A 12,868-nucleotide genomic window follows, 5' to 3' on the forward strand; every position below is an offset into this window, starting at 1 on the left:
ACCGAGCAGCGGCAAAGCCGCTGCTTTCGTCGGACGGGATCGGTGGCTTGCGCCGCCGACCCGCCGGCCGTCCTCGAGCGAGTCCGTAGCCAGGGTGGCTACGGCCGCCCTGCGGATCAGAAGTCCATGCCGCCCATGCCGCCCATGCCGCCGCCGCCCATGGGCATGGCGGGCTTGTCTTCGGCCATTTCGCTCACGGCCGCTTCGGTCGTGATCAGGAGGCCTGCGACCGATGCTGCGTTCTGCAGCGCGGTGCGGACGACCTTGGTCGGATCGATCACGCCGGCTTCCACCAGGTTCTCGTACGTGTCGGTCGCGGCGTTGAAGCCGATGTTCGAGTCGTTGCCGTCGAGCAGCTTGCCCGAAACCACCGCACCGTCATGACCCGCATTCTGCGCGATCTGGCGAACCAGAGCCGTCAGCGACTTGCGGACGATATCGATACCGCGGGTCTGGTCGTCGTTCGCACCCTCGAGGCCATCAAGCGCCTTGGTTGCGTACAGCAGAGCCGTACCGCCGCCGGGGACGATGCCTTCTTCAACGGCTGCGCGGGTTGCGTGCAGCGCGTCGTCGACGCGGTCCTTGCGCTCCTTGACCTCAACCTCGGACGAGCCACCGACCTTGATCACGGCAACGCCGCCGGCAAGCTTGGCGAGACGCTCCTGGAGCTTCTCCTTGTCGTAGTCGCTGGTCGTGTTCTCGATCTGCTGGCGGATCGCTTCGGTGCGGCCCTTGATCGTGTCGTGATCGCCGGCACCGTCGACGATGACGGTGTTGTCCTTATCGATCGTGACGCGCTTGGCGGTGCCGAGCATGCCGAGCGTGACGGTCTCGAGCTTGATGCCGAGGTCTTCCGAGATCATCTCGCCCTTGGTCAGGATCGCGATGTCCTCGAGCATCGCCTTGCGACGATCGCCGAAGCCCGGTGCCTTGACCGCTGCGACCTTCAGGCCGCCGCGCAGCTTGTTGACGACGAGCGTGGCCAGAGCCTCACCCTCGATGTCTTCTGCGATGATCAGGAGCGGACGACCCGACTGGACGACGGCTTCCAGGATCGGGAGCATCGCCTGCAGGTTCGACAGCTTCTTCTCGTGAATCAGGATGTAGGGATCCTGAAGCTCGACGGTCATCTTCTCGGGGTTCGTGATGAAGTACGGCGACAGATAGCCGCGGTCGAACTGCATGCCCTCGACGACGTCGAGCTCGAATTCGAGACCCTTCGCTTCCTCGACGGTGATCACGCCTTCCTTGCCGACCTTCTCCATGGCTTCGGCGATCTTCTCGCCGACTTCACGGTCGCCGTTTGCCGAGATGATGCCGACCTGCGCCACTTCCTTCGAACCCGAAACCGGCTTCGAACGCGCCTTGACGTCCTCGACGACCTTGATGACGGCGAGATCGATGCCGCGCTTCAGATCCATCGGGTTCATGCCCGCTGCGACCGACTTCATGCCCTCGCGAACGATGGCCTGCGCCAGAACCGTCGCGGTGGTCGTGCCGTCACCGGCGATGTCGTTGGTCTTCGAGGCCACTTCGCGCAGCATCTGCGCACCCATGTTCTCGAACTTGTCCTTGAGCTCGATCTCCTTGGCGACGGTGACGCCGTCCTTGGTGATGCGCGGTGCGCCGAAGCTCTTGTCGATGACGACGTTGCGGCCCTTGGGGCCCAAGGTCACCTTGACTGCGTCGGCGAGGATATCGACGCCGCGGAGGATGCGCTCACGCGCGTCACGACCGAATTTTACGTCTTTGGAAGCCATGCTAGCTGCCCTTTCGTATAAGTTGAAAAGTCACGATTAGGTTACACCAAGGTAACCCGGCAGAAGTCAGCCGACGATCCCGAGGATGTCAGATTCCTTCATGATCAGAAGGTCTTCGCCGTCGACCTTGACCTCGGTGCCCGACCATTTGCCGAACAGGATCTTGTCGCCGGTCTTGACGTCGAGCGGGGTGATCGTGCCGTTCTCGGCGCGAGTGCCGGTGCCGATGGCGACGACTTCGCCTTCCTGCGGCTTTTCCTTGGCGGTGTCGGGGATGATGATGCCGCCAGCCGTCTTCTCTTCGGCTTCGAGGCGCTTCACCAGCACGCGATCATGCAACGGACGAAAGTTCATGGGGTCCATGTCCTTTTGGATTGTGACAGATTTCTGGCACTCGAGGTTATCGAGTGCCAACGGACGGCATATGTGCCTCGGGGTGCGGCATGTCAAAGGTTCCGGGGGTGAAATTTTTTCGGGCGAGCGTGGTATTCGGGCATCGTGGCTGAGGAGCATTGAACGACAGCACTGCCGTTCTCCTGCGAACGCAGGAGCCCAGGGTGGCGGAGGGCGGTGCCTGGTATCCTGGGCTCCTGCGTTCGCAGGAGAACACTTGGGCGGTTGGATGCTGCCTTCTGCTCCCCTTCCGCTTGCGGGAGGGGTCGGGGGAGGGGTTTCTTGGCCGGGTGCTCGTAGGACGCCCCTCCCCTAACCCCTCCCGCAAGCGGGAGGGGGATTGCGTGGTGATTGGGGCCGATGTGAGGGCTAGAACGCTTCCTGTGTTGGACGCGTAATACAGGGCATTTACCTGTGCGCCCCGTTGCTCTAGCTCTCGTCCCATGACCGATACCGCTGCGCCGTCCTACGCCCCCTCCTATGTCGACCCTGCCCGCCCGCCGCGGCGGAAATGGCGGCTCGTGCGGGGCGTGTGGAAGTTCCTTGTCGCGATCAAGGATGCGCTCGTCCTGATCGCGATGCTATTGTTCTTCGGGCTGATCTTCGCGGCGCTCAACGCGCGGCAGAGCACCACGGCGATCAAGGATGGCGCGCTGGTCCTCGACCTCAACGGCTCGATCGTCGAGCAGCCCGAGGAGCAGGCCGCGTTCGCAGCACTGTCGGGGCAGAGCCGGACGCGGCAATTTCGCCTGCGCGACGTGGTCCGCTCGATCGACACCGCGCGGACCGATGCTCGCGTGAAGGTGGTCGTGCTCGATCTCGACAGCTTCGGCGGCGCGTATCCGGCGGCCCTCGGCGAGGTCGGCGATGCGCTGGCGCGGGTGCGCGCGAGCGGCAAGCCGGTGCTCGCCTATGCGACCGCGTACACCGATGGCGGCTACCGTCTGGCGGCGAACGCGAGCGAGATCTGGGTCAACCCGCTGGGGGGCACGATCTTCATGGGGCCGGGCGGCAACCAGCTCTATTACAAGGGCTTGATCGACAAGCTCGGGGTCAACGCGCACGTCTACCGCGTCGGCCGTTACAAGTCGTTCGTCGAGCCCTACACGCGGGCGGATCAAAGCGAGGACGCGAAGGCGGCGAGCACCGCGCTGTACGGCACGTTGTTCGCGCAGTGGCGCGAGGCCGTCGCGAAAGCACGGCCCAAGGCGCAGATCGCTCAGTTCATGACCGCGCCCGACAAGGTGATCCTCGCGGCGAACGGCAACATCGCCGAGGCGAATTTGCGCGCGGGCATCGTCGACAAGCTCGGCGATCGGACCAGCTTCGGGCGGCGGGTGGCGGAGATCGCCGGCAGCGACGCCACCAAGCCGGCGGGCAACTACACCGCGATCAAGTACGACGCGTGGGTAAAGGCCAATCCCCTCCCCACGGCGGGCGATTCGATCGGCGTACTGACGATCGCGGGCGAGATCGTCGACGGCGAGAGCGGCCCCGGCAAGGCGGCAGGCAAGACGATCGAGAAGGCGGTGCTCGACGGGCTCGCCAAGAAGACGCTGAAGGCGCTGGTGGTGCGCGTCGACTCGCCGGGTGGCTCGGTGATGGCGTCGGAGCAGATCCGGCTCGCGATCCTCGAAGCCAAGCGGCAGAAGCTGCCCGTGGTCGTATCGATGGGCGGGCTGGCGGCCAGCGGAGGATACTGGGTGTCGACGCCCGCCGACGTGATCTTCGCCGAGCCCGGCACGATCACCGGCTCGATCGGCATTTTCGGGGTCGTGCCGACGTTCGAGAACGCGCTCGCCAAGATCGGCGTGACCAGCGACGGCGTGAAGACCACGCCGCTGTCGGGCCAGCCCGACATCACCGGCGGCACCACGCCGATGTTCGACGCGATTGCGCAGGCGGGAATCGAGAACGGCTATCGCCAGTTCGTCTCGCGCGTGGCGGCATCGCGGAAGATGACGCCGGCGCGGGTCGACGAGATCGGCCAGGGCCGCGTCTGGGATGGCGGCACCGCGCGTCAGATCGGGCTGGTCGACCGGTTCGGCACGTTGCAGGACGCGATCGACGAGGCGGCTAAACGCGCCAAGCTCGATCCGGCGAAGGTGCATGCCGAATATCTGGAGAAGAAGCCGGGCTTCCTCGCGACGATCGCGCAGGATTTCGGCAGTGACGGCGACGATGATGCAGGTGGTGGCGATGCGTTCGCGCATGTCGCGGCGGACCGGCGCCAGATGCTCGCGCGCGCCGTTGGTGACATGAAGCGGCTGGCGACCTCGGGCGCGATCCAGGCGCGCTGCCTGGAGTGTGGCGGGATGGGGCCGACGAGCGCGGGGATCGGCGATGCCAAGCTGCTCGATCTGCTGCTGGCACGGATCGGGTTCTGATGGCGATCCCCGCAACTGGCAACGGCGGCGGGATCGTCATCCGGGCGGCGGTCCCCGAGGACGCTGCGTCGATCGCGGCGATCTATGCGCCGCACGTGCTGGTCGGGACGGTATCGTTCGAGACCGAAGCACCCGATGCGCGGCAGATGCGCGCGCGGATGGCCGCGTCGGACGGGCTGTATCCGTGGCTGGTCGCGACGATCGGATCCGAGGGCGGCGTGCTTGCCTACGCCTATGCCGCGCCGTTTCACAAGCGCGAGGCGTACCGGTTCGCGTGCGAGACGACGGTGTATGTCGCGGATGCGGCGCAGCGTCAGGGTGCGGGGCGGCTGTTGTACGAGGCGCTGATCGATACGCTGCGGGCTCAGGGGTTTACGCAGGCGATCGGGGCGATTGCGCTGCCGAACGATTCGTCGATCAAGCTGCATGAGGCGGTCGGGTTTCGACGGGCCGGGGTGTACCGGGAGGTCGGGTACAAGAACGGGCAGTGGATCGATGTCGGGCATTGGCAGTGTGAGTTGAACGAGCCTGCGGTGCCGCCGGTGGAGCCGAAGCGATTTGCGAATGTCGGGGTGGTGCGGGGGTGACGCCTTTCTTGGGGTGGCGTTGACCGTAGTCGGAGTGGCGCACTCTGGCGGAGGCCACCACCCCGGCGAAGGCCGGGGCCCAGTTGGGGAACGTCGCTGACGTGCGCTGCGCTCCGTTACTCCAACCTTTCCAACTGGGCCCCGGCCTTCGCCGGGGTGGTTGCTGCGTTGGAGCGTGTCGCTCTCAACAAGTAGAGATCAGGCGCGCAAGATTGGATCGAGTAAGATCGGACCGTCGGCTCAAGCCCAACCACCGGCCCACCCATCCTTGTTCTCCCGCGAAGGCGGGAGCCCAGACTGGGTCCCCGCCTTCGCGGGGAAACATAGTAAAGGTCGGTGAGGTTAGCGGCGGCCGCCGTACGCAGGCAGCGCTAGATGAAAGCGGATTGCGGCCGCCCTCAGGGTGAAGCCGGCGCTCGCCGCAATCACCGCGGACAACCCGAGCGGCATCCCCAACAACACCAGCCCGACATAACTCGCCGCCGCCAGCGCCGCCGCCGTCACGTACAGCTCCGGTCGCATCAGTATCGACGGCTCGCCCGCCAGCACGTCGCGGATGATACCGCCGACGCACGCCGTCATCACCCCCATCAGCGCCGCCGGCACCGGTGGCACGCCATACCCCAAAGCCTTGGCCGCGCCGTACACCGCATACGCCGCCAGCCCGACCGCGTCGAACCAGCCGAGCGCTTCGTCCTTCCACCACCGCTCGGGCGTCACCCAGATCAGCAGTGCCACGCCCAGGCACACGCTCGCGGCGCGTGCGTCATGCACCCAGAACACTGGTGCGCCGATCAGCAGGTCGCGCACCGTGCCGCCGCCGACGCCGGTGATAAGCCCGAAGAACACGAGCGTCACGAACGTCTGCCCGCGCTTGGCCGCGGCGAGCGCCCCCGACGCGGCGAACACCGCGAGCCCGGCCAAGTCGAACCAGGGGGCGGCGACGGGGAGGATCTCGACGGGCAAGGGCACGGGCAACATCGCGGCGGCCTAACCGGCCTGCCATCCAGCGTAAAGCGGGACCGCGGAATGATGCCCGTCGGCTGTTGATAGCAATGCGCCGATGCCGGTCCCGAAGATGAACGCCGTGTTGTTTTTGGTTCATGCAACTGGCGGTATAGTCCCCTCGTTACATCAACAGATCAATTCACTAGGGAGTTACATGATGCGTAAGTTCGTTCTGGCCATGGGCCTCAGCGCAATGGTCCTGCCGACCGTCCTCGTGCCGGTTTCGGCCGCAGATGCGCGCGATCGTCGCGAATGGCGTGGTCGCGACGGCCGGGTCTATTGCAAGAAGAACAACGGCACGACCGGCACGATCATCGGCGGCGTCGGCGGCGCACTGCTCGGCCGCACGGTCGACACCCGCGGCGACCGCACGGTCGGCACGCTGGGCGGCGCCGTTCTCGGTGGCCTCGCCGGTCGCGCGATCGACAAGGGCACGAGCAACAATAACCGTCGTTGCCGCTGACACTCATCGGCTAAATCGATGCCGCTATTTCGATAGTTGCGCGTTGTGTAAGGGCGTCGTGGGAAACCGCGGCGCCTTTTTTCTTGTCCAGGTAAAGGATCAAACGATGACCACACGCAGCGGTTCGGCAAAGTATGAGGGCCTCGGCAAGAGCGGCAAGGGCCATGTCTCGACCCAGTCGGGCGTGTTGTCCGACAGCCCCTACGGCTTCAACACGCGGTTCGAGAACGAGCCCGGCACCAACCCCGAGGAGCTGATCGCGGCCGCGCATGCATCGTGCTTCACGATGGCGCTGAGCTTCGCGCTCGCCGGCAAGGGCTATGAGGCAGGCACGCTCGAGACGTCCGCCAAGGTGACGCTCGACAAGGATGGCGACGGGTTCAAGATCACCAAGTCGGCGCTGACGCTGAACGCGAAGGTCGACGGCATCTCGAAGGAAGAGTTTGAGGCGATCGCCGCGGATGCCAAGGCGAACTGCCCGGTGTCGAAGGTGCTCAACGCCGAGATCACGCTGGAGCACAACCTCGCCGAATAATTGCGGGTAGGTTTCGCAATCAGGAGGGCCCGGTGGAAACGCCGGGCCCTTCTTGCGTCAGATGATCCCGCCGCCGAGGCTGAGGCGGAGCGCGAAGATGATGATCAGCACGATGTTGAGGTTGCGGCCGCCGCTGCTCGACGAGAGCGCGCCGACTGCGGCACCGACGATGCCGATCGGGATGACGAGCCAGTTCATCCAGCCGAGCAGCGGGATGAACGCAACGAGGCCAAGCACCAGGGTGACGAGGCCGATGAGGATCGAGACGATGTTCAGCATAGAGTGAACATGGCGAGTCGCATGGGTTCGGGCAAGATCGGCGTCACGCGCTCGACTGGGGACATGCGGAAAACGCTTTCTTCACCGTCTTTCGCGCATAGGATGGCGGTGATGAGTTTTCCCCTGCGCCCCGCCCTGATCCTTTTGCCGCTTGCGCTGGTCGCGTGCGACCGGTCGTCGACCGACCAGCAGGATCTCAACAGCCTCGATGCCGAGCTGACCAACGGCGCGGCGCGCGATCCGGCGCTGACGTCGTCGCTGGGGGGGCAGATCATGGTCGATCCCCGGCTGGCGCAGTCGTCGAATACCGACGCGGTGCGGCCTCCTCCCCAGCCGGATAGTGGCGCGGTGCCGCCGGAAGGTCCGCTCAAGGCCGATCCGGTGGATCCGCGGACTCTCAAGCGCGCGCCGGCAGCGTCCAACGACTGTCCGGAGTGCAAGACCGCGAACGGCGCGCTGACGCTGGGGGCACTGGCGGAGCGGCAGACGACGCCGGATGCCGGGGTTTGCGCGCAGAAGATTGGGTATTCTGCGGGGTGGGCTAACCGGTTGCCGGCGGACCTGCCGCTGTATCCGGCGGCGCGGTTGACCGAGGCTGCTGGGGCGGATCGGGACGGGTGTCGCCTTCGCGTGGTGAGTTTCGCGAGTGCTGCGCCGATGCAGAAGATGCTCGACTGGTATTTTACGAAGGCTAGCGTGGCTGGGTATTCGGCGGGGCATAGCACCGACGGCAAGCAGCATGTGCTGGGCGGGGTTCGGGGGAATGACGCTTACGTGGTGTATGTGACGGCGCGGGCTGGTGGCGGGAGCGACGTGGATCTGGTTTCCAACGCTGGGCGGTGAGGTGTTGCGATAGGTGCACCACCCCGGCGGAAGCCGGGGCCCAATTGGGAAACGTTGCTAATTGAGCGCCGTCCTTCGTTACTCCGACCTTTCCAATTGGGCCCCGGCCTTCGCCGGGGTGGTGGCGTGCGGCGTGGTGGCGTAGTGGGTGGCGTCAATTCTTCCCTCCTTGTTCTCCCGCGAAGGCGGGAGCCCAGACTGGGTCCCCGCCTTCGCGGGGAAACAAGCTTTGGGACAGGGCTCGCACGGTGATCTCGAACTGACGCGGATAACGCGCGCACCCCTACCCTCAACCCCACCTTTCCGTTTTGCCCGATTCACGCTAGGGCGCGAGAATGCTTCCCCTTCTCTATGTCATGGTCGGTGGTGCGGTCGGATCCGGCGCGCGCTATCTGACCGGCCGCGCGATGCTGTCGTTGCTCGGCCCTGACTATCCCTTTAGTACGCTTGCCGTGAATCTGATCGGTGGGTTGCTGATGGGGGTGCTGGTTGGCGTACTCGCCCGCAATACCGCTTCGGAAACGTGGCGGCTGTTGCTCGGCGTAGGCGTGTTGGGGGGATTCACGACGTTCTCAGCGTTCTCGCTGGACGTCGTCACGATGATCGAGCGGGGCGCATTCGGCGTCGCGTTCGGGTATGTTTTGGTGTCGGTGATCGGTTCGGTCGCCGCGTTGTTCGCGGGTCTTTCCGCAGTAAGGGCCGTCGCATGACTGCGGGCAAAAGCGATAGCGATACGGGTTTCCGCGAGTTCAACGTCGGGTTCGACGATGACGGCATCCGGCTCGACCGGTGGTTCAAGCGGCATCTGCCCGACACGAGCTTCACGACGGTGGCGATGTGGGCGCGCACCGGGCAGCTCCGCGTCGACGGCGCGCGTGCGACGCCGGGCGACCGGATAGCGGCAGGCCAGATGCTCCGCGTGCCGCCGCCCGAAGCCGACAAGGCCGCCGCCGACGTCGACAAGCCCAGGCGCGTCCGCGAGCGCGTGATCCTGTCCGACGAGGAAACCGAACTCGCGCAGAGCATGGTCATCCACAAGGATTTCCAGGCATTCGTGCTGAACAAGCCGCCGGGCCTGGCGACGCAGGGCGGGACCAAGACGACGCAGCATGTCGATGGGCTGCTCGACGGGCTGCAATACGACAACGAGGGGCGGCCGAAGCTGGTCCACCGGCTCGACAAGGATACGTCCGGCGCGCTGCTGGTGGCGCGGACGTCGCGAGCGGCGGCGTTCTTCGCCAAGGCGTTTTCAGGGCGGACCGCGCGGAAAGTCTACTGGGCGCTGGTGGTCGACGTGCCGTCGATCGAGGACGGCATGATCGAGCTGCCGATCGCCAAGCAGCCGGGCACCGGCGGCGAGAAGATGCACGTCGACGAGGCCGAGGGCGCACCGGCGCGAACGCGGTACCGCGTGATCGAGCGCGCGGGCAACCGTGCGGCTTGGGTCGAGTTGCAGCCGTTTACCGGGCGCACGCACCAGTTGCGCGTGCACATGGCGGCGATCGGGCATCCGATCGTCGGTGATGGCAAGTACGGCGGGGCCGCTGCGTTCCTGACCGGCGGGATCTCGCGGAAAATGCATTTGCATGCTCGCCGCATCAAGGTCGATCATCCGGATGGCGGGTCGATCGACGTGACTGCCGAGCTGCCGACGCATTTCGCCGAGAGCCTCAAGCAATTAGGTTTCGAGGAGAAGCAGGGCGACGACCTGGTGCTCGACGAGAAGACCGCGCCGACGCGCGAGCAGATGAAGTCGCGGGCTAAGGCGCATGCGAAGTCGGTGCGGAAAGACCGTAAGGGTGAGCGGCGTGGGCGTGGGGTTGTCGAGGAGAAGGCGACGGGCAAGCCTGCGCCGAAGACGGGTGGGCCTCGGACCGGGGCTGGGTCGAAGTTCGGAGCGCCGCGGAGCGGGCCTCGGGTTGAGGGCGCCAAGCCGGCTGGGCGTGGGCGTCCGGGCGGGGCTGGTAAGCCTGGACCTCGGAGTGGGCCTGGGACTCGGTAGTTGATGCTCGTCGGCTTACGCGTGCCCTCACCCTTCCCACGGCCAAGCGGCCGCGGGCCCCTTCCCTCTCCCCTGAGGGGAGCGGGTGAAATGGGTACGTTTGCGCTGATCTTATAGTTGCCCCACCCCGGCGGAGGCCGGGGCCCAGTTGGGGGACGTGCTGACGGAGGGCATCGCTCCGTTATTGCCACCGTTCCAACTAGGCCCCGGCCTTCGCCGGGGTGGGGTATTTGGTTAGCGCTAGCTTCTCCGCGCATTGCATTCCCCCGCGAAGGCGGGGGTCCAGGGGCCATGATCGTCGCGCTGCTTGACTCCTGGGCCCTTGCGTTCGCGGGGGAACTGGTGAGCGCAGTTAGCGCCCTACCTCAGCCACCCGAGCAGCAACCGCCGCACGCCCTCCGTCACCGTCCCGAACACGATATGCGACGCCGCGCTATACAGATGCGTGGTCGGCGTGGTGTTCCACGGCGCATCGCCAAGCCCCACCGCCGGCACCGCCGCCTCATCGAGCAACGCCGTCGTCGCCGCAGCGAACGCGGTGCCGTAGCCGGCGGTCACCGAAGGCCGGTATTCCGCCGCCACCGCATAGGCGACCCCCAGCCCTGCCCCGAGCGCGTAATGCACGACCTGCCCCGCAAGCGGCTTGCGATCGTCGGGGATGTCGTGGCCGACCACGACCTGCGACACTTTGTCCGCCGCCTTCTCCGTCGCCGGTTCCGCATCGCTATCCGATGAGGACAGCGCGGCGATGCCGGCCTGGAACAGGTCCATCGCCAATGACGCGGCCAAGCCGGCGACCAGTCCCGCAGCGGCGGCGGCCCAGATGTTCGGGGTGTGGGTCTGTGCGTGCGCCATCGTTGAGTCTCCAGAGCTATCCGACACGAACCGTTCGCAGGCGCGCGCGTTCCGGTTTGGCGTTCCCTCGCGTGCACGCGTGATCTACGAGGCGGCGATGCGTTGGAAAATCTCATGATCCGTCTTGCCGTCTTCGATTGCGACGGGACGCTTGTCGACAGCCAAGCGAATATCTGTGTCGCCTGCGAGCGTGCGTTCGAGGGCGCCGGGCTGATCCCGCCGCCACGTGCGGACATTCGGCGGATCGTGGGCTTAAGCCTCGTCGAGGCGATGCAGGTGTTGCTGCCGGAGGCGGACGATGCGCGGCACCGGTCGCTCGCCACCGACTACAAGAACGCCTTCCATGCGATGCGCGCGAGTGGTGAGCTGGCCGACGAGCCACTGTTCGAGGGGATCGCCGAGGTGATCGAGACGCTCGCCGATGACGGCTGGGCGCTCGGCGTGGCGACGGGGAAGTCCGATCGCGGGCTCGCGCATATTCTTGCCGCGCACGGGATCACCGATCGGTTCGTGACGTTGCAGACCGCGGATCGGCATCCGTCGAAGCCCGATCCGGCGATGCTGCTCGCGGCGATCGCCGAGGCAGGTGCTGCCGTGGAGACGACCGCGATGATCGGCGATACGAGCTTCGACATGGCCATGGCCCGCGCGGCCGGTGTGCGCGCCGTCGGGGTCGCGTGGGGGTATCACGACGTGCACGAGCTTTCAGACGCGGGGGCGGATGTCGTCGCGACGGCCGTGCCGGACCTGCTGCATATGGTGGCTCGGCCATGACCGACGCGGACAAATTGGCGCAGCGGCGCTGGTTCGTGTTGGTCGTCGTACGGATGGCGGGCGTGGCAGGTGCGCTGCTCGGGCTGATCCTGATCGCGCGCGCGCATGACTGGGCGCCAAAGATCCTCGGGACGGCGATCGTGCTGTCGGCGATGGCGATGATTGCGATCGTGCCGCGCAGTCTTGCGCATCGCTGGCGGAGTCCTGACGCGTGAAGCGGTTCTGGAAAGACGTCGCGATCGATACGGATCGGGTGGTGACGCTCGACGGCAAACCGGTGCGGACGCCAGGGCGGCGGCCGCTCGCGTTGCCGAGCGATGCGCTGGCCGAGGCGGTCGCGGAAGAGTGGCGCGCGGTCGGCGAGACGATCAACCCGCGGACAATGCCGCTGACCGGCCTAGCCAATGCCGCGACCGATCCGATCGCGAACGATCCTGCGCAGTTTGCCGCGCGGCTGGCGGCGTATGGCGAGAGCGACCTGCTCTGCTACCGCGCCGAGGGGCCTCCTTTGCTGGTCGAGCGGCAGGCGGCGGCGTGGGATCCGCTGCTGGCGTGGGCGCGGGGGCGGTATGACGTGACGTTCGTGGTGACTGCGGGCGTGATGCACGTTGCGCAACCGGACGCGACGGTCGCGCGGCTTCATGAGGCTGTGGCAGCGTATGACGATTTTAGGCTGGCGGGCTTGTCGCCGGTGGTGACGTTGACCGGGTCGCTGGTGATCGGGCTGGCGTTGATCGAGGGCGAGATCGATGCGGATGCGGCCTGGGCAGCGGCGGGGATCGACGAGGACTGGTCGGTCGAGATGTGGGGCGAGGACTGGCAGGCGACTCAGTTGCGCGAGTTGAAGCGCAAGGAGTTTGGAGTCGGGGTGACGTTTCTGGGGCTGCTCTAAGCGTTCTCCTGCGAACGCAGGAGCCCAGGATACCAAACGCTACGGCCTGTAACCCTGGACTCCTGCATTCGCAGGAGAACGGGTCAGCGG

Annotated in this window: 15 protein-coding genes; 10 read left to right on the top strand and 5 right to left on the bottom strand. The window is 66.2% G+C overall.

What is annotated here, in order from left to right:
* Positions 1-116: 116 nt before the first annotated feature.
* Together groL and groES are read right to left on the bottom strand one after the other, a co-directional pair.
* Complete coding sequence (gene groL, locus AC59GX_RS07765; RefSeq protein ID WP_056052034.1) at positions 117-1,760, bottom strand: chaperonin GroEL; 1,644 nt, start codon at positions 1,758-1,760, stop codon at positions 117-119.
* Between the two features lie 66 nt (positions 1,761-1,826).
* A complete protein-coding gene (gene groES / locus AC59GX_RS07770) occupies positions 1,827-2,114 on the bottom strand; it encodes a co-chaperone GroES (RefSeq protein ID WP_056052039.1) in 288 nt (95 codons plus the stop codon).
* 482 nt (positions 2,115-2,596) lie between these two features.
* On the opposite strand from groES, the gene sppA reads away from it, so the two are divergent.
* Positions 2,597-4,540, top strand: a complete 1,944-nt coding sequence (sppA, locus tag AC59GX_RS07775; RefSeq protein ID WP_426279771.1) for a signal peptide peptidase SppA — start codon at positions 2,597-2,599, stop codon at positions 4,538-4,540.
* Positions 4,540-5,127, top strand: coding sequence for a GNAT family N-acetyltransferase (locus AC59GX_RS07780; RefSeq protein ID WP_497301427.1), 588 nt, complete (start codon positions 4,540-4,542; stop codon positions 5,125-5,127). The genes sppA and AC59GX_RS07780 overlap by 1 nt, the downstream gene beginning before the upstream one ends.
* A 342-nt stretch (positions 5,128-5,469) precedes the next feature.
* Here the strand turns inward: AC59GX_RS07780 and AC59GX_RS07785 are convergent, their stop codons facing one another.
* Positions 5,470-6,108 carry a trimeric intracellular cation channel family protein gene (locus AC59GX_RS07785; protein ID WP_353434969.1) on the bottom strand — a complete coding sequence of 213 codons (639 nt, stop codon included), beginning with the start codon at positions 6,106-6,108 and terminating at the stop codon, positions 5,470-5,472.
* Between the two features lie 184 nt (positions 6,109-6,292).
* Between AC59GX_RS07785 and AC59GX_RS07790 the strand changes: the two genes are divergently transcribed.
* Positions 6,293-6,598 (top strand): glycine zipper 2TM domain-containing protein, encoded by a 306-nt coding sequence (locus AC59GX_RS07790; protein ID WP_056489725.1) that lies wholly within the window; start codon positions 6,293-6,295, stop codon positions 6,596-6,598.
* 106 nt (positions 6,599-6,704) lie between these two features.
* A complete protein-coding gene (locus AC59GX_RS07795; RefSeq protein ID WP_426279776.1) occupies positions 6,705-7,133 on the top strand; it encodes an OsmC family protein in 429 nt (142 codons plus the stop codon).
* A gap of 57 nt (positions 7,134-7,190) precedes the next feature.
* On the opposite strand, the gene AC59GX_RS07800 is transcribed toward AC59GX_RS07795, so the two are convergent.
* Positions 7,191-7,412 carry a hypothetical protein gene (locus tag AC59GX_RS07800; RefSeq protein WP_056052052.1) on the bottom strand — a complete coding sequence of 74 codons (222 nt, stop codon included), beginning with the start codon at positions 7,410-7,412 and terminating at the stop codon, positions 7,191-7,193.
* A gap of 111 nt (positions 7,413-7,523) precedes the next feature.
* Between AC59GX_RS07800 and AC59GX_RS07805 the strand changes: the two genes are divergently transcribed.
* The 3 genes from AC59GX_RS07805 (at position 7,524) to AC59GX_RS07815 (ending at position 10,257) form a co-directional block, all read left to right on the top strand.
* On the top strand, positions 7,524-8,255 hold the full coding sequence (locus AC59GX_RS07805; protein WP_426279778.1) for a hypothetical protein: 732 nt from the start codon (positions 7,524-7,526) through the stop codon (positions 8,253-8,255).
* A gap of 335 nt (positions 8,256-8,590) precedes the next feature.
* Positions 8,591-8,965, top strand: a complete 375-nt coding sequence (gene crcB, locus AC59GX_RS07810; RefSeq protein WP_426279779.1) for a fluoride efflux transporter CrcB — start codon at positions 8,591-8,593, stop codon at positions 8,963-8,965.
* A complete protein-coding gene (locus tag AC59GX_RS07815) occupies positions 8,962-10,257 on the top strand; it encodes an RluA family pseudouridine synthase (protein ID WP_426279781.1) in 1,296 nt (431 codons plus the stop codon). The genes crcB and AC59GX_RS07815 overlap by 4 nt, the downstream gene beginning before the upstream one ends.
* A 360-nt stretch (positions 10,258-10,617) precedes the next feature.
* On the opposite strand, the gene AC59GX_RS07820 is transcribed toward AC59GX_RS07815, so the two are convergent.
* On the bottom strand, positions 10,618-11,112 hold the full coding sequence (locus AC59GX_RS07820) for a DUF1440 domain-containing protein (protein WP_426279783.1): 495 nt from the start codon (positions 11,110-11,112) through the stop codon (positions 10,618-10,620).
* Between the two features lie 114 nt (positions 11,113-11,226).
* Between AC59GX_RS07820 and AC59GX_RS07825 the strand changes: the two genes are divergently transcribed.
* The 3 genes from AC59GX_RS07825 to AC59GX_RS07835 are packed head-to-tail and all read left to right on the top strand — an operon-like array spanning position 11,227 to position 12,778.
* Positions 11,227-11,886: an HAD-IA family hydrolase gene (locus tag AC59GX_RS07825; protein WP_426279785.1), complete on the top strand. Its 660-nt coding sequence runs from the start codon at positions 11,227-11,229 to the stop codon at positions 11,884-11,886.
* A complete protein-coding gene (locus tag AC59GX_RS07830; protein ID WP_426279787.1) occupies positions 11,883-12,101 on the top strand; it encodes a hypothetical protein in 219 nt (72 codons plus the stop codon). Before AC59GX_RS07825 ends, AC59GX_RS07830 begins: the two co-directional genes overlap by 4 nt.
* Complete coding sequence (locus AC59GX_RS07835; RefSeq protein ID WP_426279789.1) at positions 12,098-12,778, top strand: ATP12 family chaperone protein; 681 nt, start codon at positions 12,098-12,100, stop codon at positions 12,776-12,778. The genes AC59GX_RS07830 and AC59GX_RS07835 overlap by 4 nt, the downstream gene beginning before the upstream one ends.
* The last annotated feature ends 90 nt before the right edge of the window (positions 12,779-12,868 follow it).

The organism is Sphingomonas sp. 320_CC (assembly GCF_059691795.1).